Below are 20,516 nucleotides of genomic sequence, written 5' to 3'. Positions count from 1 at the left end.
CTACCGGTAGACCGTCACCGGGTCGATCGAGGCGTCGATGACGAGATCGAAGCCGATCGCACCGGTCCAGCCCTCCTTCTCGAACATGCTCATGAAACAGATCCCGGTCCGTCTGGCATCCGGGTATTTTTCGAGGACCGCTGCCGCCGCCTCGGCGGTCACCGGGATGTTCGGCATCGCAAGCCCCCCCATCACCACGGCGACGGCCGGGCGCAGAGAGGCGGGCGCCTCGCCGATCTGCATCCCGACGTCGGCGACGGGCCGGATCGTCCGGGCCTTCCCCTCGTCGAGGTAGGGCACGAAGACCTGCTCGACCGGGAGATCCCTGACCGCAAAGGCGAGGAGCTCGATGAAAGGCGTGCAGGTGCCCGGGCACCCGTAATAGACGATCTGGGCGCCCTCAGGGAGACCGGCCCCGACAAGGTACTGCTTGAACGGTCTGAGCATCCCGGGAACCCCTTTGAGTCGTTCTTTCTCTTCCATATGCTTCAAGGGGTCAGTGCGGTATAAAAACTGATCCCCGGCGCCGACAACCCTATGTGCTCGTGGCGTGATGGAGATCTGATGGCAGAAAAACGATTGGTCCGCCCGCGTGACGACCGCGTCGTCGCCGGGGTCTGCAGCGGGATCGCCCGCTACCTCGATATCGACCCGGTGGTGGTCAGGCTCATATGGGTGATTTTAAGCATGATCGGGTTCGTGTTCACCGGCATCGTCGTGTACCTTGCGGCATGGCTGATCATCCCCGAGGAGGAGGAGGACATCATCGACGCCGAGTACACGGTGAGCGAAGAGGCAAAAGTCTGAGCCCCGCCCGGCAGATGGGTATTTACGGAAAAACCTCCGATAACGTATCCATGCCGTACCAGTTTGCCGCCAGAACGAGGAAAACACCTCGTTCGTTCATCAGAGAGATCCTGAAGGTCACCGAACGGCCGGAGATCATCTCCTTTGCCGGCGGGCTTCCCGACCCGGCCCTGATCGCCGTCAAAGAGATCGCCGAAGCGGCACGCCTGGTATTCGAGAGCGAGGGAGCGGCGGCCCTCCAGTATGCGACGACCGAAGGGTATGCCCCCCTCAGGGAGTTCGTCGCCGGGCGCTACCGCCGGAGACTCGGGCTCGACGCGAGCCCGGACGAGATCCTGATCACGAGCGGCTCCCAGCAGTCCCTCGACCTGATCGGCAAGGTCTTCATCGACGCCGGGGAGGCGGTGGCGATCGAACGCCCCGGCTACCTCGGGGCGATCCAGGCGTTCTCCCTCTATGAGCCGACGTTCTGCCCGGTCCCCCTCGGAGAGGACGGCCCGGACACCGGGGCGCTTGCAGACCTCCTCCAGGAAAAGAAGATCAGGCTCTTCTACGGTGTCCCGAACTCCCAGAACCCCTCCGGGATCACCTGGTCGGAGAAAAAACGGCGGGAGGTGGCCGCCCTTCTCCGGGAGGCCGGAGCGGTCTTCGTCGAAGACGACGCCTACGGCGAACTCCGCTTTTCCGGCGACCCGATGACGCCGGTGAAGAAACATCTCCCAGAAGGAACGATCATGACCGGGTCCTTCTCGAAGATCGCCGCCCCGGGTATGCGGCTCGGCTGGATCTATGCGGAAAAAGAGGTGATCGATCTGCTGACCGTCGCAAAGCAGGCCACCGACCTCCACACCCCGATCCTCACCCAGCGGATCCTCGCCCGCTACCTGGCCGACAACGATATCGACGCCCCGATCAGGCGGATCTGCGAGACCTATCGGCGCCGCTGCGACCTGATGGGCGGGCTGATCGACGACCTCTTCCCCGAAGAGGTGACGCACACGCGCCCTGACGGCGGCATGTTCATCTGGGCGACCCTTCCTGCAGGGATATCGTCGCTGGACCTCTTCGAGCGCGGCCTTGCCGAGAACGTCGCCGTGCTCCCGGGCATCCCCTTCTACACCGACGGCGGGGGGACCGATACCCTCAGGCTCAATTTCTCGAATGCAACCGACGAACGGATAGAAGAGGGGATCCGGAGACTCGCAAGAGTCCTCCGGACGTATGCCTGATCAGGCCGTCCCGGTCTCTTTTTTCAGCAGCCAGTTCCGGTAGACGATCGGAGTGACAAGCGTCGTCAAAAGGCTCATCAGGACGATCGCCACGTAGATCCCCTGGTCGATGATCCCGGCGTTCAGCCCGATGAGGGCGACGATCATCGCCACCTCGCCCCGCGGCACCATCCCGAACCCCAGGACCAGGGATTCCCGGTTGCCCATCCCCTGGAGACGCGCCGGGATCCCGCAGCCGACGAGTTTCGTCACCACCGCCATCACCATCAGGGCGATGAGGAAGATGAGGATATCAGGGGTGAGCGCCGAGAAGTCCGCCAGGATGCCCAGGGAGACGAAGAAGATCGATGCGAAGATGATATGGAGGTACTCGGCCCCTTCCTTGAGGTCGCGCGAGTGGATGAGGTTGACGCTCCGAAACGACATCCCGGCGATGAAGGCCCCGATGATCGCCGAGATCCCGATCGCCTCGGCCCCCAGGGCAAAGAGAAAGGCGAACATCATCGCCGTGATGAAGATGAACTCCGGGTATTTCCGGGCGAACGGCCTCCGGTCGATCCGCTCCAGGAACGGGGCGATGACCCTGATCCCGACAGCGGCGGCAACGACGATGAACACCACGTCCTTGGCGACGATCGTGGCAAGCGAGACAAGGGAGAACGTCCCGGAGACCACGTCGATCGAGACCGAGAGGGCCATCAGGGAGAGGACGTCGTCGATCACCGCCGTCCCGATGATCGCCCTGGAGGCCCGGGTATCCAGCAGCCCCATCTCCCGCAGGACGTTCGCCGTGATCGCAATGCTTGTTGCGGTCATCGCCGTCCCGACAAAGACGGCGCTCTCGAAGCCGTAGCCGAGGGCGTCGGTCAGCCAGTAGCCGCCTATCCACGGGACGATCACCCCGGCGAGGCCGATGACGACGTACCTGACGTCCAGGATGTCGCCAAGGTCGAACTCGAGCCCGATCACGAAGAGCAGGATCACGGCCCCGAGTGCTGCCAGGCTTCTGACGAAATCGGTATAGGTGATCAGGCCCAGAAGGCTTGGTCCCACCAGAAGGCCCACCAGGATCTCCCCGATCACCGCCGACTGGTTGATCCTGGATGCGACCAGGTAGCCGGCCAGGGCGATGAAGAGGAGGAGGCTCATCTGAAACTCGATGGTCGTTTCAATTCCGCCGATCATGGAAGTTCATGGTCAGGAGGGGAGATAAATGATCGGATCCAAAAGATTTTATTTCCTCACCCCCATCAGTCGATCAGGACAGGTTTATTCTTGAAAGGGGAAACGGGAGGATTTTATTTAGCGCTTTTAACTTGCGGGGGTAAAGGGGGCGGAGCGGGAAGTCCCCGGTCTTTAGGCCGGGGATGAAAGCGGAGCCGCCCTTTTTCCTGCGATAGATATATCTTGTTGGATGGAACATTGTGATACACCCAACATGAAGTATAAACTTGATAGGTCAGCGCATTCGGTCTTTGCTCTCTATTATCATCTGGTGATAGTAGTGAAGTATCGCCGGAAAGCGTTGTATTCTGACGATATTCGGGAACGCCTGAAAGATATTGTGTGGAACCTATCAGATGAATTGGGTATAGAGGTTGTTGCTCACGAACCTGCCGAAGATCACTATCATCTTCTCTTCAAGGCGACTCCGAAAACCAACCTCGTCAATGTTGTCAATGTGATCAAGGGGGTATCGGCACGGAGGCTGCGGCAGGAGTTCCCTGCGACAAAGAATTTGGTGGGGGGAGAGTCCTTCTGGTCTCCGTCGTATTTCCTTGCAACATCGGGGCAGGTAAGCCTTGACGCCCTGAAAGAATATGTTGATTCTCAATTGGAGAAGTGAATGATCGTTTCCTACAAGTATCGAGCGTATCCAGACGCAACCACTGAGATACGGCTGAATGCCGCACTCGATACCTGTAGGTGGCTCTACAACAAACTCCTCGAAGAATGCAACACGGCGTGGGATGGTGGGATCTCCCCGACGATGCGAGGAACGCAGGCGCGGATCGTCACGCTGAAAGACGAGAATCCGTTTCTGAAGAGTGTGTACTCCAAAGTGCTTCAGATGGTGAACTATACGCTCTGGAGCAATATCGCTGCACTCTCGCAGACGAAGAAGAGAGGGCGAAAGATCGGCAAACTCAGGTTCAAGAGCGCATTCCGCTACCGGACAATCAACTACAACCAGTCAGGGTTCAAGATCGACCGCGAACACAGTACGATCACGTTCTCGAAGATCGGAGCACTCTCATTCAACATGCACCGACCGTACACGGGAAAGGTGAAAGGCGTCCTGATTACTCATTCCAGTGATAGATGGTACGTGATCATTCAGGCAGAGCAGGAGGCTTCTGAGTCAAAGCGTGAAGGACGATCTGTCGGGATCGATGTTGGTCTGAACTCGTTTACAGTCGATAGCGACGGCGCGGCGGTCGAGAACCCTCGCTTCTATGAACATTCTCAGGGTAAGATCAAGAAAATTCAGCAGAGCATTGCCCGGAAAAAACGGTTCTCGCAGAACTGGAAGAAGGCAAAAAGCAGGCTTGAGAAGGTCTATGATCATGTCACGAATCAGAAAAAAGATTTCCTGCACAAACTCTCCCGCCAGTATGTTGATACCTATGCAACGATCTGTGTCGAAGACCTGAATATCAAAGGTCTGAAGGAGAAAGGCAACTCTACAGGACTGCACACGAGTATCCATGATGCTTCATGGGGACGATTCTATTCTTATCTTGCGTACAAGGCTGAAAGTGCTGGTACGAAGCTCGTCAAAGTCGATCCTCGGAATACATCACAGATCTGTTCGAACTGTGGAAGCATCGTGAAAAAGAGCATCTCTGAGAGAGTCCACGAATGTCCATACTGCGGGTTTGTTGCCGATAGAGATTACAATGCTGCGGTGAATATTCACCGCGTGGGGATGGAACAGCCCTTCGAGCCTGTGGAGATGATACCTCTACATCACATTGCTGTGATGCAAGTGTTGTCCATGAAGCAGGAAGCCACGCCCAACAGGGCGTGGTAGTTCACTTATCATCGCAGGAGCTGCGGCCACGCGCCTGTACAGTTATCTGCTCTTCCACGTCTTTGCAGAGGTCTTCTCCGTCATCATCGCCGGGAGCATCTTTGCCCTGGCATGGAACACCCGCCGGTTTCAGAAGAGCGATCTTCTTATTTTTATCGGGATCGCCTTCCTGTTCACCGGTTTTGTCGACCTTGTCCACACGCTCTCCTACCATGGCATGAACATCCTCCCGGACGACCCGGACATCCCGACCCAGCTCTGGACCGCCGCCCGCTCCCTGGAGGCGGCCGCCCTGCTCGCAGCACCCCTGATGCTCAGGAAAAAAGGGCGAGAGTGGACGATATTTGCCGGGTTCGCCGGGGTCACCGCCGTCCTGCTCCTGAGCATAGCCGCCGGGATCTTTCCGGCCTGTTATATCGCGGGCGAGGGGCTGACCCCCTTCAAGATCGCCATGGAGTATCTCATCTGTTTCGCCCTCGTCCTTGCCGGCGTCCATTTCTGGCTGAACAGGGATGCGTTCGACCCCACCGTCCTCTCATTTCTTCTCGCGGCAATCGCCGCCACCACCATCTCGGAACTCTCGTTCACCCTCTATGTCGGCGTCTTCGACGGCTTCAACATGCTCGGCCACCTCCTGAAGATCGTCGCCTTCGCCCTCATCTACGTGGCCATCATCGAGACCGGGCTCCAGCGGCCCTACGACCTGATCTTCCGCGACCTCGCCCGTACCGAGGCCCTGGTCAGAAAGGAGCGCGACACCGCACAGAACTATCTCGACATCGCCGGCGTGATCATCCTCGCCCTCGACCCGGAGGGAAGGGTCACCCTGATAAACCGGAAAGGCGAGGAACTCCTGGGTCTCCCCCTGAGCGAAATCCTCCGAAAAGAGTGGTTTTACACCTTCGTCCCGAAAGCGGATCAAAAAGAAGTGCTTTCGGCATACCATGATGCGCTGAACGGGAAGTCAGGATTCGAGACGCACGAAAACGGCGTCATCTCGGCGGACGGGACGGTGCGGGACATCAGGTGGGCGAACGCCATCTTGAAAGATGCAGAGGGGAGACCGATCGGCCTGCTCTCCTCGGGCAGCGACGTGACCGAGGAGAACCTCTCGAAAGAGGCGTTGCGGCAGGCGAACCAGAAAATCGCCCTCCTCGGATCGATCACCCGCCACGACATCCTCAACCACCTCACCGCCCTCTCGGGCTACCTCGAGATGGCAAAGATCAAACCCCGGGATGAGACGTTCCTGGAAAAGGCAGGGGCCATGGCCAGAGCGATCGAGACGGACATCAGGTTTTCCGCCGAGTACCAGCGTATGGGCAGTTCTCCTCCGGCCTGGCAGAACCCCGTTCCGCTCATCCGTTCCTGCGCCGCCGAACAGGGCGCCGGGGAGATCGTACAGGTCGAGATCGCACCGGTCCTGATCTATGCCGACCCGATGCTCAGGAAAGTCTTCTGCAACCTCATCGCAAACGCCCTTGACCACGGCGAAGGTGTGAGCAGGATCGTCTTTGCGGCAGAGGAGAAAGACGGGGGCCTGGTCATCGCCTGCGAGGACGACGGCATAGGGATCCCTCCCGGGGAGAAAGAGATCATCTTCTCGTCAGGCTACGGAAAAAATCACGGTTACGGCCTCTTTTTGATCAGGGAGATCCTCGCCATCACCGGCATCCTGATCCGGGAGACCGGAGAGGCAGGGAAAGGTGCACGCTTCGAGATTTTTGTCCCCGAAGGAAAGCACAAAAAAGAGTGATTCAGCCGCTCAACCATTCGGGATGCTCTTCCAGGAACGTCCGCTCTTTCTCCTCCATCTCCTCTGCTGAAAGTGATGAAAGCATGTGGATGCACCGGTGCTCGGAAAACGCCCCGCAGGAAAACGTCCCCTGCCGGTCGGTTGCCCGGCAGGCCCCGTAGGTGCCGTCGTCATAGTCGTGGTAGACGTGCTCGAACCCCCGCGCCTCCGCGATCTCTTTTGCCTCTTTCCAGGACTGCGCCATCACGCCTCCATCGTCGCCGGGCTATATCTGTATTTCCGCCAGCACCCGCCGGCAGGTCCCACCGTTGCCCACGTGGCAGAGGGCCGCGGCCCGGACCTCAAAACGGTGCGGGAAGGAGACGGCGGCATCGGCGTCGGCCGCCTCTCCCACGCCGAGGGTGACGTGAGGGGAGTAACGGGCATAGGCCGACGTGCGGACGAAATTCCTGACATATGCGACCATCGAGGGATCAGGGGCCGCCCCTTCTCCGGTGCAGAGGGCCGGGTCCTCGTCTGCGGCAAGGGCGGCGAGAGCGTCGACCGCCTCCCGGTGGAGGGCCAGCAGCCCCGCCTCCAGAGCGACGTCAAACCCCGAGACCAGCCGTCCCCGGGCGGTCTCGACCGTGGAGATCCCGGTCAGGGCGAGGGCGAGCGGGAGGCGGCGCCCGACCACAGACGCCAGCGCCGCGGCCGCCTCCTCCATCCTCGCCTCAGGGACCGGGGCCATCGCGAGGGTCACGTGCGGCAGGCACGCGCGTGTCCCCAGGGCGATCGTCGCATCGCCTGATCTGCGGGCAAGAATACGGCTAATCCGGCGTGCTTCCGCGGCAGGACCGGCAGGAAGAAGGAGGGCGAGGTCGAGGGCAAGGGCCCGGGCGTGCTGCATGGATGAACATCGCCGCCACCCGACTTAGGCTTTGCCGCACCCGGAAGGATGATAACTGCGGCAAACCCATATGTTATGAAGGAGCTTTTCATGGAATCAAGCACTTTGTATGTCGGGAATCTCAACTACGAGACCACCGAAGAGCAGCTCTCCGAACTTTTCTCAGCCTACGGCGACGTTAAGTCCGCCAGAATCATTCCGCGCAAAGGCTTCGGCTTTGTCGAGTTCGCCTCCGTCGAGGAGGCCGAGAAGGCGATGAACGCCCTGAACGAGACCCAGTGCATGGGCCGGACCCTGCGGATTGACGAGGCGCGTGCCCCCAAGCCGCGGACCGAGTACAACAGGTACTGAGAGTTCCCGATATCTCCATCTGGATATATCCACATTCTCGTGTATTGGCCGGATGCAGGGGAGGGAAATTCCCCTCCGCCGTCTGGCAGCTTTTTTCTCGGGTGTGATAACCTTATCACCGTTCGCCCTCAAAAGATGGGTATGACCAAGGCAACTCAGGACAGCACCGTTCTGCTCCATTACACCGGAACCCTCGAAGACGGCACCGAGTTCGATTCGTCACGGGGCGGCGATCCCCTGCAGTTCACCGTGGGCGGCGGCGAGGTGATCCCCGGCTTTGAAGAGGCCGTCGTCGGCATGGCCCCGGGCGAGACGAAGACGTTCACGATCCCTGCCGACGAGGCCTACGGGCCGCGGCGGGACGACCTCGTCATGCAGGTCGCCCGGGACCAGTTCCCCCCTGAGATCGACTTCGCCGTCGGGCAGCAGTACCCGGTGGAGGTGAACGAGGGGCAGGTGGTCCTGGTGACAGTCGCCGCCCTCGACAGCGAGACCGTGACCCTCGACGCCAACCATCCCCTCGCCGGAAAGGACCTCACCTTCGCGGTGGAAGTCGTTACCGTCGAGTAAAAAGCCCCATTACAATTATTTTTCCCGGGGATGCCACCACAGACCGGGCCGTGCGCCCCTTTTTGATTGCACGAGTTCCGCTCATTCGCCCGGAGAGATAAACCTTAATACCGCTCCTCCGAGATACTCAAGACGTGTACGGCACCTACGACTTCTCCTTTCACGATGAGAGAAAGGACTTTTCCATCGGCATCGAGCACGAAAACGGGAGGTACGTCTATCGGCGCACGCTCCGCGGCCGCACACAGGAGCGGACCCTCATCTCCACAGGGGGCCGGATCATCATCAACCCGGTCGAGCCGCTGAACCTCCCGAAAGAAGTGGCCCACCACCTCCTCGTGGAGTTCGACCAGCTCGCGATCGAGCCCGGGGCGCAGGAGACGATCTACCTCACCTTCCCGATCGAGGTGGGCGTCTTCATCGCGGCGAAAGGGAACTACGAGGTCGTCGACATCTTCTCGTGGAACCGGCAGAAGTACACCCTCTACGGATCGCCCGAGCGCGGGGACCTCGCCCGCTGGTGGGAGAGCCGGGTCTCGTTCTCCCCCCCGGACGTCGATCCCCGCCTGGAAGGCACCCTCTCGCTCTCCATCACCAACACCACACGAGAGTGGGTGAACGTCTCCCGCCTGGTGCTCGAAGGCTACGGGATGAAGATCTACTACGGCGACTCGGCCTCGATGAAGGCGTGGATGCGAATAATAAGCACGCAGGTTGCGGAAACCGGCTGTTATGACACCCCCATGACCGGGGGGCAGCACAAATCGCTCGAACTCTACACGGCGCGCTCGATCCCCGGAATCGAGCGTTCCCGGTACCTGATGGACCAGGGGATCTAGGATATGAACGGCCTGAACTTCAGCCTGGACGCGCCCGTCACCTCGATCTCGGCGATCACCTGGGGGCACCTGATCTATGTCTGTCTGGTCGTGATCGCGGCGGCGGTGGTCTCCAGGGTGCTGACGATCTACCTGAAAAAGAGCCTGACCGACAAGATAAAGCGCAGCCAGCTCGACATTCTCATGAGGGCCGTCAAATACGGCATTGCGGTCGTCGCCTTCCTGGTCATCCTGCCCTACTTCGAGGTGAACCTGAGCGGGCTCCTGGTGGCCGGCGGGTTCGCCTCGATCGTCATCGGGTTTGCGAGCCAGTCGGTCATCGGCAACATGGTCTCCGGGCTCTTCCTCATCATCGAGCGCCCGGTCTCGATCGGGGACACGATCAACATCGGCTCGACCACCGGGACCGTCACCGACATCACCATCTTCTCGACGATCATCAAAACCTACGAGGGGATCTATGTTCGGATCCCGAATGAAACGGTCTTTACCTCCCCGATCACAAACTATGTCGCCCACGTGGCGCGGCGGTTCGAGTACACGGTCGGGATCCCGTACGCCGCCGACGCCACCGTCGCCGTCAGGATCATCAAAGAGGTGATCAGGGAGCACCCCCTCGCCCTGCGTGAGCCCGGTCCGTCGGTCTATGTCGATGAACTCGGGGACAATGCGGTGAACATCAAGGTGCGGGTCTGGGCGCCGTCGTCGGACTGGTGGGACGTGCGGACCGAACTGCTCTGGACGATCAAGGCCGAACTCGAGAAGAACGGCATCGAGATCCCCTTCCCGCAGCGGGATGTCTGGTTCAGGAACGAACTTGGGGGCAGGGTCAGCGTCAGGGAGGAGGGACCGTCGTCCCTGACCCCGGCAGGAGACCGCGACGATACGATCTGAGGTAGAATCATGGAAGACGAGATCATCGGACTGATCGGGGCGCTTTCATCCCCCGATGTTGATAAAAGGCATGGAGCAGAGGACAGACTGGTGGCGATGGGAGAGGACGCCGTCCTCCCCCTGATCGAGGTGCTGATGGAGGGCGATACCGACGATACCCGCTGGTACGCCGCCCGGACCCTGGCGCGGATCGGCGAACCGGCGATCAAGCCCCTGATCCTGACGATGGTCGTCGAGGATGACCGGCAGTTCAGGCGGTATGCGGCCGCCGCCCTCGGATCGATGGGCGAGATTGCGGTTGCGACCCTGATCGAGGCCTTCGCAACTGAGGACAAGGAACTGCGGGGTTTTATCTCGCTCGCACTCTGCCGTATCGGCGCTCCGGCCACCGCGCCCCTGAAAAAACTCGCAAAAGAGGGCGACGAGAGGATGCAGTCCTGCGCTTCCTTAACGCTCTGGAAGATGGGGGAGGAAGGGATCGACGAACTCGTGGAAGCGCTCGATGAGGACGAGACCAGATAATTTTTAAGATCCCCCGGAGAACACAATCGTTGATGGCCGGTAACGTGCGCGGGAACAAACGGCTGCGGCTGGTCCTGCTGGCACTGGTGCTTGCGGCAAGCCTCGTCCTCGAAGTGGTCGTCCACTTCTTTATCGGTGTGGATATCGTCTACACCCATTTCTTCTACATAGCGATCGTGCTGGCCGGCCTCTGGTACGGGATGCGGGCGGTCCCGGTCGGCGCCGCCCTCGGAGCCGTCCACGTCGGGGTCAGCTACCTGCAGAACGGGGCGATCACCACCGGGGCCCTGAGCCGGGCGCTGATGTTCGTGGTGGTGGCTGCGGTGGTCGGGTTCGTCGCCGAACGGATCAGGCTCGATGAGATATCGCCGTTTTCAAGAAAAGACGGGATCCCCGCCGATGCCGGGACAGAGGACCTGATCATCGCCCTGCAGAGCCGCAACGCCGAAACCCGGTATGAGGCGGCCGTCGCTCTCGGAAAACGGGGCGACCCCGAGGGGATCGAGCCCCTGGAAGAGGCGCTCTTCGACCCCGAGCCCGGCGTGCGCTGGGTTGCCATGGAAGCCCTCGGGGCGATCGGCGAGCCCGCCCTCGAGACCCTCATCTCCCTCCTCTCCTCGGCCGAGGTGGACATCAGGTGGGGGGCGGCGATCGCACTCGGCGATATCGGCAACCCCGGGGCAGTCGGCCCCCTGGCCGCCGCCCTGGAGGACGAGGACCGCTACGTACGGACGCGTGCGGCCCTCGCCCTTGCGGCGATCGGCGAGCCCGCCATCGCGGCCCTCGAGACGGCGGCCGATACCGGCAGCCCCGAAGCACGCTGGGCGGCCGCCCTGGCCCTCGGGAAAATGGACGGAGGGGCCGGGGTGCCGGCGCTCTCGCGCCTCCTCGCCGACCCGGACGCCGGCGTGCGGTGGAAGGCGGCAGAGGCGCTCGGGGCGGTCGGCGGCGACGAGGCGGTGGCCCCCCTGGTCGCGGCCCTCGGCGATGCGGACGAGGAGGTGCGCGGTCAGGTGGCCGCGGCCCTTGCGGCCAGGGGCGAACCGGCGGTCGGCGCCCTGATCGACGCTCTCGGACAGCACGATTACTGGTTTGGAGCGGTCGAAGCCCTGCGGCGCATGCAGGAGAAGGCGGAGCCCGCCCTCCTCGCCGCCCTGGAGCGGAAAAACCGCTGGGTGCGGATCGGGGCGGCGATGATCCTGGGGGAGCGGGGCGACGAGCGCGGGGTCAACGCCCTGCTGGCAGCGCTCTCCGACAGCGACCCCGACGTCGTGGAGGCGGCGCGGGAGATCCTCTCGGTCGGCCTGAAAAAAGAGATCAATCACGGGTCCTGACCCGACCTCTTCCCTCGAAGATATTTTTTATCCGGTGCGGGTGCTATTGTACCCTCATGGTTGCGGTCTCCCCGGCAATGGCCGAATATTTCAGGAGGCTCGAGGAAAACCTTAACGAAGCCCTTAGCGTCGCGGAAATAGCCCGGTCCCGGGGGTATGACCCGACGACGACGGTCGAGATCCCGCGGGCGAACGATATCGGCGACCGCGTCGAGGTGCTCGTCGGGGTCAAGGGCGTCGCAGAGCGGGTCCGGATCCTGGAAAAAGAGATGTCCCGCGAGGAGGTCTCCCTGAAGATCGGCGACGATTTCGTTGCGAAGATCTTCGGAGAGACCACGCGCGAGGAGATCGTCGACCACGCCATCAGGACCTCGATGGGGATTTTAACCGAGGGCGTGGTGGCGGCGCCGACCGAGGGGATCGCCAAGGTGGCGTTCGGCAAGAACGACGACGGCACCGAGTACCTGAAGGTCTATTATGCCGGGCCGATCCGGTCGGCCGGCGGGACCGCCCAGGCGCTTTCCGTGCTGGTGGGCGACTATGTCCGCCAGGCCCTCGGGATCGACCGCTACAAGCCCCGCAAGGAAGAGGTTGAGCGCTACATCGAGGAGCTCAAGCAGTACAACGGGATCCAGTCGATGCAGTACATGCCCAGCGAGGCCGAGATCAGGCTGATCATCGAGAACTGCCCGGTCTGCATCGACGGCGAACCGACCGAGCGCGAGGAGGTCTCGGGCTACCGGAACCTCGAACGGGTGGAGACGAACACCGTGCGGGGCGGGATGTGCCTGGTCGTCGCCGAGGGGCTTGCTCTCAAGGCCCCGAAGGTGATGAAGAACGTCAAGAAGATGAAGATGGAAGGCTGGGACTGGCTCCAGCAGATCATCGACGGCGTGGCCTCGAAGTCGTCCGACGAGGAGGAGGAGCCCGGCGTCCACCCGAAGGACAAGTACATCCGCGACCTGATCGGCGGGAGGCCGGTCTTCTCGTACCCGATGAGGAAAGGCGGGTTTCGCCTCAGGTACGGCCGGTCAAGAAACACCGGGTTTGCCGCCGCCGGCTTTCACCCGGCGACCCTGCACATCCTGGGCGATTACCTGGCCGTCGGCACCCAGATGAAGACCGAGCGCCCGGGCAAGGCGGCGGGCGTGGTCCCGGTGGACACGATCGAGGGGCCGACGGTCCTCCTCGCCTCGGGCGAGGTGCGGCGGGTCGACGACACCGCCGAGGCGCTGGCGATCGGCCCCTCGATCGTGCGGATCCTGGACGTCGGCGAGATCCTCATCTCGTACGGCGAGTTCCTGGAGAACAACCACCCCCTGATCCCATCGTCCTACTGCGAGGAGTGGTGGCTCCAGGAGGGCGGCCCCCGCCACCCGGAGAACGAGATGGAGGCGATCGAGTTCGCCCTCTCCGGCGCCCCCCTGCACCCGGACTACACCTGGTTCTGGGACGACCTCGCCCCGGCGCAGATCAGGCGCCTCGCCGGGATCGTCTCGGAGCGCGGCCGGATCGCAGGCGACGCCCTGCGGGTCGTAAACGACCCCGAGTTGAAGGCGATCCTGGAGGAGGTGCTCGTCCCGCACACGGTCGAGGGCGACGAGGTCGTGATCCGCACCTATCTCGTCTTCCTCGCCTGCCTGGGCCTGAGCCTGGATCTCAACCTCCGCCGGACATGGGAGGACGCTCCTGACGGGCCCTCCCTGGCGCTGGTCTCCCACCTCTCCGGGTTTACGCTCCGTTCGAAGGCGGGAACACGGATCGGCGGCCGGATGGGCAGGCCGGGCAAGTCCAAGCCCCGCGAGATGAAGCCCGCACCCCACGTGCTCTTTCCGGTGGGGGAGTCGGGCGGCGCCCGCCGCTCGGTGCAGAACGCCGGGGCGTATAAGGACCGGAGCAACGCCGACGGCGGGACGATCCACGCAGAGACCGGGGAGCGGCGCTGCCCGCAGTGCGGGGCCGTCACCTTCAAGAACCGCTGCGAGGCATGCGGCACCCACACGACGCCGGTCTACCGCTGCCCGCGCTGCAACCGCGAGGTGCAGGGCCCGGTCTGCCCGGCCTGCCAGGGGCCGACGGTCTGCCTGCTGGAGACCGACCTGCGGGTGAAGGAGGAGTACGCCGCCGCCTGCGCCCGTCTCGGGATGCGGGAGAACGCCGTGAAACTCGTGAAGGGCGTCAAGGGGATGATCTCGCGCGACCGGACGATCGAGCCCCTGGAGAAGGGCGTTCTGCGGGCGGCCCACGAGGTCTACGTCTTCAAGGACGGGACGGTGCGCTACGACATGATCGATCTTCCGGTCACCCATGTCCGCCCGCGCGAGATCGGCGCCCCGGTCGAGCGGCTGGTGGCGATCGGCTACACCCACGACTACAACGGCGCACCCCTCACCTCGTCCGACCAGGTCCTGGAGCTCCGCTGCCAGGACATCCTGGTCTCGGAGAAGTGCGGCGACTGGCTCCTGAAGGTCTCGCAGTTCCTCGACGACCTGCTGGAGAAGTTCTACGGGCTGCCGCGGTTTTACAACGCCGAAAAACCCTCAGACCTCATCGGCCAGATGCTCATCGGGCTTGCGCCGCACACCTCGGCCGGCGTGCTCTGCCGCCTGCTCGGGTTCACGAAGGCGAGCGTCGGCTATGCCCACCCCTTCTACCACGCCGCCAAGCGGCGGAACTGTTTTGCCGGGGATACGGAGATCCGGGTCTTCGAAGAGAAGGGGTGGCGGAGCATGCCGGTCCGCCAGTTCGTCCTGGAGAACTTCGACCTCGCCGAACCGGGCCTGGACGCCGCCGGCACCCACTGGTCGCCGCCGAAACGGTATGCGGCGGTGCAGGCGGTGGACTCCCAGGGGAACACGAAACTCAGGCGGGTGACGGCGGTCTCGATCCACCGCGCCCCGAAGCACCTGATCCATTTCGAGACCGCCCGCGGCAAGACCCTCGAAGTGACCCCAGAGCACACGATGCTCGTCTGGGACCTCTGCTACCTGCGGAAGGTGATGGCGATGGAGGTGCGGGAGGGCGACCGGGTGCCGGTCGCCGAGGGCGGTCAGGTGATCGCCGATACGGTCACGGCGGTCAGGTACATCCTCTGCCCCGAGGAGCAGGTCTACTGCCTGACGGTCGCCGAGGACCACACCCTCGCCGCAAACGGGATCTTCTGCGGGCAGTGCGACGGCGACGAGGACTGCGTGATGTTCCTCCTCGACGGGCTGATCAACTTCTCCCGCTCCTTCCTGCCGGAGACCAGGGGCGGGTCGATGGACGCCCCTCTCGTCCTCACCACCCGCCTCGACCCCAAAGAGGTGGACAAGGAGAGCCTCAACGTCGACGTGATGGAGCGCTATCCCCTCGAACTCTACGAGGCGGCCCTCCGCTACGCCCCGCCCAAGGAGCTCGAGAAGGCGATCGACCACGTCGACCTGCGGGTCGGGACGCCCGGGCAGTACGAGGGGTTCAGGTTCACCCACGACACCGCCGACATCTCGGCCGGCCCGCTCGAATCCACCTATACGACGCTCGGTTCGATGTTCGACAAGATGGAGGCCGAACTCGAACTCGGCGAGAAGATTCGGGCGGTGGACGTCGACGACGTCGCCGAACGGGTGCTCAACACCCATTTCATCCGCGACCTGATGGGCAACCTGCGGGCGTTCGCCTCCCAGACGGTGCGGTGCACGAAATGCGCCACGAAGTACCGCCGGATGCCGCTCGCCGGGAAGTGCCCGAAGTGCGGCGGCAAGGTGAACCAGACGGTCCACGAGGCCTCGGTGAAGAAGTACCTGGAGATGTCCAGGCGGATGTGCGAGAAGTACGCCATCTCGGATTACACGAAGCAGCGGGTCGAGGTGCTGGACATGGCGATCGACTCGACCTTCGGGAAGGAGCGGGAGAAGCAGCTGGGGCTCGCGGACTTCATGTGAGGTCCAGGGCGACCGCGGGCCCTTCAGGAGAATTCTTCGCCGACCGCCGCCGTTCTCGTCCGGTCGGCATATATTTTAAAGCAAACCGCCGCGAGCGAAACGAGCACCGGCCCGATAATGAAGCCCACGAACCCCATGAAGGGGACGCCGGCGAAAATCCCGATGATCATAAAGACCGGATGCACCGCAACCCGTCTCCTCATCATCACGGGCCGGTAATAGAAATCAATCCAGCCGCTCAGGAGGGGATAGCCGATGAACATGACGATGAACACCCCTTTGATGTCCCCGAGGGCGAGCAGGTAGAGCGCAAAAAAGACCAGAACCAGCTGGGCGCCGATGAGGGGGATCAACATGGCAAACCCGACCATGGTCGCAAACAGGAACTCGTGCCCGTAGCCCAGGAAGTAAAAGAACGGAACGGCAAGGATGAACGTGATCACGGCCGCGGATACCTGGATGATGATGAGGGAATAGATCGTGTTCTCGGTGATCTCCGCCATCATATCAACGGCGGACGAGAGTTTCGGGGAGAGGTTGCGCGTCAACACCCCCCAGATCTGCTCGCCGTAATAGACCAGCATCGAGAGGGCGAGGAAGAGAATGATGATCTGGAGAACGAAAAGCACCGGGTTCTGGGTTGTCGAGAGGAGCGTTTGCAGCATCAGCTGGACGAGCGTCTGGGGCATATCGGAGAGCTGGTCTGCCGTGAACGTAGGCAGGAATGCAGCAAGTCTGGTATTTTGCAGCCCCTGGACCATCGCGGCAACCATGCTCCCGATGAACTCGAGGTTGGCATAGAACACGCTCGCGGCCAGCGAACTGACGGCCAGGATCACGAGGACCACGCCGAGGGTGATTAACGTGGCAGAGACCGATGGCTTCACCCGCTGTAAAAACCGTTTGTGGAAGGGCATGAGTGCGCTGGCAAGAGCGATCGCCCAGACAAACACGGTCATGAGCGGCCAGAATGCGACAGTGGCGATCAGGAAAACCGTGCCGATGAGCAGCAGCAGTTTCTGATCTTCGCTGATCGTCACCACCGCCATAGTGATAACCTGGATTGGGCCGGATATAAATAATGCGCCGGGAGATCGGCCCGCATGGCATCAGGGGACACTTCTCCGTGTCAGGGCCCATACGGCCGTCGACGACGTGAAGATCGAAGCGCACAAAGCCGGTGCGGAGGCGAAGAAAAATATCTGGACAGAAAAAAAAAACGTCGGAGCGCCTCATACGCCCGTCGGGGAGTTTTCCGGGGCGCCGCCTTCCCTGCGCATCCCGCCGGGTATTTCCCGCTCGAAGCCCTGCCGGGACAATACTATTATCATCCCCGCCCCCCATCTGCCGATCACCGGAGGGATTGAATCATGGCAGACCTGATCGGACTGGCGATCCTATTTCTCATCCTGGCGCTGGTTGCCTATGTGCTGGGGGCAAAGGGTGTTGCAGGGCTCTCGATGACCATCGCGAAGTGGCTCGTGATCATCTTCATCATACTCGCCATCATCTCGTTCTTCCTGTAGCGCCACCCTCTCTTTTTTGAGCGAACGGGGGGAGATTACGGGCGAGAAGGCGGGGCACCGCCCGACCCCCCGTACAGAAACACAAACTCCTTCCCCATCGTCCTCTTCTCCACGTATCCGGCCCCGGCCAGCCGCAAAAGATCGCTCCTCGCCGTCCCGTAGGCCACGCCGAAGACCTCCATCACCTCTTTGATGGTCATGGGGCGTTCCGGGCGCCTCATCAGCATCTTCAGGATCTCCACCTGCCTGAGGTTTAAGTCCCCGGCATGCTCGATGAGGTGGAGCGCTTCTATCTGCTTCTCCTGCTGTTCTTTGATATAGGCCCGGACCTCTTCGATCGTCTTCTCGATGACGTCAAGGTTGTACCTGATGAAATAGGTCAGGTCGTTTTCGTCCGTCTCCGTGTACAGATAGGCCCGCTTGTACTGCCCCCGGCTCTCCCTGATCGCGCGCGAGATCGCCATGTACTCGAAGAGCCAGTAGTCCTGTTTCAGCACGTACCAGTAGAAGAGCGTCCGCGCGCACCTGCCGTTCCCGTCATTGAAGGGATGGATATACCCCATCAGGAAGTGGAGCACGATCCCCTTCACCACCGGGTGGATGAACTCCTCTTCCTCGCCATTTGCAAAGGCGCAGAGCTCGTCGACAAGCCCTTCGATCTCCTCGTGGGGGGGCGGGACGTGGAGGACGGCCCCGCTCGAGTCGACGACGCGGATATCATCGTTCTCCCTGAACGCTCCTTCATACGCGGGATCCTCAAGCGTGCCGCGGGTGATCATCGCATGGAGCCTCCGGACCAGTTCCGGCGAGAGGGGTTCGCCCCTGAGCCCGGCCACCTCCTTCATCGTCAGGTAGTTGTTCAGGATCATCAACTCGTCCCGATTTCTCGGCTTCTTCCGCTCCTGGAGCATCTGTTTCGCCGCGACCCTGGTCGTCGCCGCCCCCTCGATCTGGCTTGAGGCGATCGCCTCTTCCATCAGGGAGTTGACGATATAGCGCTCTTTATCCTGCCCCACGGCGTCGATCATACTCGCAAGGCTTCCCCCGGCCGATGTATCCAGGAGATGAAGTTTTTTCCAGCACTCGTCATCGAGCGCAAAACGGAACTTCCACGGCCCGAAACCGACAGAACGTGTATTCCTCGCCCTGAAAACCTTCATCAGGAACCAGATGTGTTTCGGGTCTGCCGGAAGTTTCCGGTATTTTATCTCCTCCCAGTGGAGGTATTTTTTGTTGCAGGCGAAGACGGCGTCGATTACGTCCATATCCCTGGCCATCTCCCAGGCCATCTTCTCGTCTTCGTCCGTATAGGTGGGCATCTGCGGTATCTTCATGGACCTGGTCTCCTGGCCGAACGATCCTTTTCACCTGGTACCTGATATCAGTATCTATCAATATGAAACAAATTGATAGATATTGATACCACGCGCGGCCCCCCGGCCTCTCCCTCTCTCCCGGCACCACACGTCCGTCGTTTTCCGAAGTGCTCAAATACTACCGGCGCCAAACTTATGTGCTTCAGCGGGATCGTAGGGTAGCCTGGTCCATCCTAGGGCGTTCGGGACGCTCTGACCTGAGTTCAAATCTCAGCGATCCCACTTTTTGTGCAGGTCTTTTTCCATCACGATCCGTTCTTATACCGTCATGCCGATCGATCTCAGGAAGGTCCGCTCCGGCGTTTCTCGACCCTGACCCGGGGCAGACTGCGGCATATGATGTGAACACCTCCCCCATGCTCTGTCGCACATGACCGTCGACCAGATTCCCATCGGCCGGTTCTCGCTTATCACGCACCTGACGCAGAAGGCACTGCGCCTCTACGACCAGAAAGGTCTTCTGGTGCCGGGAGCGAAGGACCGGATCACCGGCTACCGCTCGTACACCATCTCGCAGATCGAGCGGGGGATCCGGATCCGGAGCCTCTCTTACCTCGGCTTCTCCCTCGACGAGATCGGGCGGATCCTTGATGCAGACGAGACGACGGCGGCGGCCATGATGCAGGGGCGTCTTGCCGCGGTGCGGCAGGAGATGGGGCGCCTCAGCGCGATCGAGGAGGCCCTCCAGAGGTGGGCCTCCCCCGAAGAGGTGTATATCATGTCGCTGTCAGAACCAAATGTAAAGGAGATCCCGGAGATCCGGGTGATCGCACGGAGAGAAAAGGGCACCTACGAGGACGTATGCCACCGGTTGATCGAGGAGTTGATGGCCGCCATCCATACGCCGGAGAACCTGCGCAACGGCGTGCGGATCACCGGCCCGGTGATGATGCTCTGCCACGACGAGGAGTACAGGGAGAGCGACGCCGACATTGAGATCGCCGTCCCGGTCGCCGGCCGGATCGCCGTCGAAGAGGGGGTGGAGGTGAAGGTGCTCCCCGCGGTGACGGCGATCTCTGTCGTCCACACCGGGCCGTACGAAGATCTTTTCGGGGCGTACGGTGCGATCGCCGCATACGCCGCTGAGCACGGCCTCGCCCTCGCCGGGCCCGACCGGGAGCTCTACTATAACAGCCCGCACGAGGTCGGCAGGGAGGAGATCCGCACCGAAGTGCAGTACCCCATCCAGCCGGCCGAATGATTCAAGTATGGTGTCGTGCATTCAGCACCATGGAAGCCATTACGGGGGCGTCGAAGAAAGTGAACGGCATCGTAGTCGAATACAAAAAAGGGACCGATTCCGCGACCTATGGGTTCACCTACCAGGACTTAATCGATCAAAAGATCAACGCCCTGGACCTCGTGGAGCACCCGGGCGACTACGAACTCGATCCCGAGACCGGGCGGATCTCCGCTTGCCCGGAAAAATGCCGGCCGCCGCGGTAGAGGGCCGACCGAAAAACACC

General features: G+C 61.8%; 21 protein-coding genes and 1 tRNA gene. 16 read left to right on the top strand and 6 right to left on the bottom strand.

The window, feature by feature from the left end; all coding sequences use genetic code 11:
* Entirely contained in the window at nt 1–483 is a 483-nt protein-coding gene (locus METLI_RS01185; RefSeq protein ID WP_004037251.1) for a DUF2124 domain-containing protein, read from the bottom strand.
* Between the two features lie 81 nt (nt 484–564).
* On the opposite strand from METLI_RS01185, the gene METLI_RS01180 reads away from it, so the two are divergent.
* A complete protein-coding gene (locus METLI_RS01180; protein ID WP_004037249.1) occupies nt 565–807 on the top strand; it encodes a PspC domain-containing protein in 243 nt (80 codons plus the stop codon).
* A 50-nt stretch (nt 808–857) separates the two neighbouring features.
* Nucleotides 858–2,036, top strand: a complete 1,179-nt coding sequence (locus METLI_RS01175; RefSeq protein ID WP_048103572.1) for an aminotransferase-like domain-containing protein — start codon at nt 858–860, stop codon at nt 2,034–2,036.
* On the opposite strand, the gene METLI_RS01170 is transcribed toward METLI_RS01175, so the two are convergent.
* The gene (locus tag METLI_RS01170; protein ID WP_004037246.1) at nt 2,037–3,221 is read right to left on the bottom strand and encodes a cation:proton antiporter; all 1,185 of its coding nucleotides are present in this window, start codon (nt 3,219–3,221) and stop codon (nt 2,037–2,039) included.
* 253 nt (nt 3,222–3,474) lie between these two features.
* Between METLI_RS01170 and tnpA the strand changes: the two genes are divergently transcribed.
* Genes tnpA through METLI_RS12305 form a run of 3 tightly spaced genes read left to right on the top strand, consistent with a single transcriptional unit; the run spans nt 3,475 to nt 6,826 of the window.
* Nucleotides 3,475–3,882, top strand: coding sequence for an IS200/IS605 family transposase (tnpA, locus tag METLI_RS01165; RefSeq protein WP_004037244.1), 408 nt, complete (start codon nt 3,475–3,477; stop codon nt 3,880–3,882).
* Entirely contained in the window at nt 3,883–5,070 is a 1,188-nt protein-coding gene (locus METLI_RS01160) for an RNA-guided endonuclease InsQ/TnpB family protein (protein WP_004037242.1), read from the top strand. It abuts the gene before it with no gap.
* Nucleotides 5,071–5,077: 7 nt separating this feature from the next.
* Nucleotides 5,078–6,826 (top strand): MASE3 domain-containing protein, encoded by a 1,749-nt coding sequence (locus METLI_RS12305; protein ID WP_342632918.1) that lies wholly within the window; start codon nt 5,078–5,080, stop codon nt 6,824–6,826.
* 1 nt (nt 6,827) lies between these two features.
* Here METLI_RS12305 and METLI_RS01145 read toward each other — a convergent pair whose 3' ends face one another.
* Both METLI_RS01145 and METLI_RS01140 read right to left on the bottom strand, forming a co-directional pair.
* A complete protein-coding gene (locus METLI_RS01145) occupies nt 6,828–7,070 on the bottom strand; it encodes a hypothetical protein (RefSeq protein ID WP_004037240.1) in 243 nt (80 codons plus the stop codon).
* Between the two features lie 21 nt (nt 7,071–7,091).
* Nucleotides 7,092–7,715: a 2'-5' RNA ligase family protein gene (locus METLI_RS01140; RefSeq protein ID WP_004037238.1), complete on the bottom strand. Its 624-nt coding sequence runs from the start codon at nt 7,713–7,715 to the stop codon at nt 7,092–7,094.
* 90 nt (nt 7,716–7,805) lie between these two features.
* Between METLI_RS01140 and METLI_RS01135 the strand changes: the two genes are divergently transcribed.
* The 7 genes from METLI_RS01135 (at nt 7,806) to METLI_RS01105 (ending at nt 16,148) form a co-directional block, all read left to right on the top strand.
* Nucleotides 7,806–8,066, top strand: coding sequence for an RNA recognition motif domain-containing protein (locus tag METLI_RS01135; protein WP_004037237.1), 261 nt, complete (start codon nt 7,806–7,808; stop codon nt 8,064–8,066).
* 141 nt (nt 8,067–8,207) lie between these two features.
* Complete coding sequence (locus METLI_RS01130) at nt 8,208–8,636, top strand: FKBP-type peptidyl-prolyl cis-trans isomerase (protein ID WP_048103570.1); 429 nt, start codon at nt 8,208–8,210, stop codon at nt 8,634–8,636.
* A gap of 134 nt (nt 8,637–8,770) precedes the next feature.
* A complete protein-coding gene (locus METLI_RS01125; protein WP_004037234.1) occupies nt 8,771–9,475 on the top strand; it encodes a DUF432 domain-containing protein in 705 nt (234 codons plus the stop codon).
* A gap of 3 nt (nt 9,476–9,478) precedes the next feature.
* The gene (locus METLI_RS01120; RefSeq protein WP_004037232.1) at nt 9,479–10,369 is read left to right on the top strand and encodes a mechanosensitive ion channel family protein; all 891 of its coding nucleotides are present in this window, start codon (nt 9,479–9,481) and stop codon (nt 10,367–10,369) included.
* 9 nt (nt 10,370–10,378) lie between these two features.
* Entirely contained in the window at nt 10,379–10,891 is a 513-nt protein-coding gene (locus METLI_RS01115) for a HEAT repeat domain-containing protein (protein WP_004037230.1), read from the top strand.
* Between the two features lie 32 nt (nt 10,892–10,923).
* Nucleotides 10,924–12,225, top strand: coding sequence for a HEAT repeat domain-containing protein (locus METLI_RS01110; protein ID WP_004037229.1), 1,302 nt, complete (start codon nt 10,924–10,926; stop codon nt 12,223–12,225).
* Between the two features lie 56 nt (nt 12,226–12,281).
* Nucleotides 12,282–16,148 (top strand): DNA-directed DNA polymerase II large subunit, encoded by a 3,867-nt coding sequence (locus tag METLI_RS01105; protein ID WP_004037227.1) that lies wholly within the window; start codon nt 12,282–12,284, stop codon nt 16,146–16,148.
* 23 nt (nt 16,149–16,171) lie between these two features.
* Here METLI_RS01105 and METLI_RS01100 read toward each other — a convergent pair whose 3' ends face one another.
* Nucleotides 16,172–17,197 (bottom strand): AI-2E family transporter, encoded by a 1,026-nt coding sequence (locus METLI_RS01100; protein ID WP_004037226.1) that lies wholly within the window; start codon nt 17,195–17,197, stop codon nt 16,172–16,174.
* 321 nt (nt 17,198–17,518) lie between these two features.
* On the opposite strand from METLI_RS01100, the gene METLI_RS12620 reads away from it, so the two are divergent.
* Complete coding sequence (locus METLI_RS12620; RefSeq protein ID WP_004037225.1) at nt 17,519–17,674, top strand: DUF1328 family protein; 156 nt, start codon at nt 17,519–17,521, stop codon at nt 17,672–17,674.
* A gap of 35 nt (nt 17,675–17,709) precedes the next feature.
* Here METLI_RS12620 and METLI_RS01085 read toward each other — a convergent pair whose 3' ends face one another.
* On the bottom strand, nt 17,710–19,008 hold the full coding sequence (locus METLI_RS01085; protein ID WP_004037224.1) for a Fic family protein: 1,299 nt from the start codon (nt 19,006–19,008) through the stop codon (nt 17,710–17,712).
* A gap of 189 nt (nt 19,009–19,197) precedes the next feature.
* Between METLI_RS01085 and METLI_RS01080 the strand changes: the two genes are divergently transcribed.
* The 3 genes from METLI_RS01080 (at nt 19,198) to METLI_RS01070 (ending at nt 20,496) form a co-directional block, all read left to right on the top strand.
* Nucleotides 19,198–19,272: transfer RNA gene (locus METLI_RS01080), tRNA-Pro, on the top strand.
* Between the two features lie 148 nt (nt 19,273–19,420).
* On the top strand, nt 19,421–20,251 hold the full coding sequence (locus tag METLI_RS01075; RefSeq protein ID WP_004037222.1) for a MerR family transcriptional regulator: 831 nt from the start codon (nt 19,421–19,423) through the stop codon (nt 20,249–20,251).
* 29 nt (nt 20,252–20,280) lie between these two features.
* Nucleotides 20,281–20,496 (top strand): hypothetical protein, encoded by a 216-nt coding sequence (locus METLI_RS01070; RefSeq protein WP_004037220.1) that lies wholly within the window; start codon nt 20,281–20,283, stop codon nt 20,494–20,496.
* Nucleotides 20,497–20,516: the final 20 nt, after the last annotated feature.

It is taken from the genome of Methanofollis liminatans DSM 4140 (assembly GCF_000275865.1).
Lineage (GTDB): Archaea > Halobacteriota > Methanomicrobia > Methanomicrobiales > Methanofollaceae > Methanofollis > Methanofollis liminatans.
Note: the sequence above shows the minus strand (reverse complement) of the source record. Positions and strands in the feature narration are given on the sequence as shown.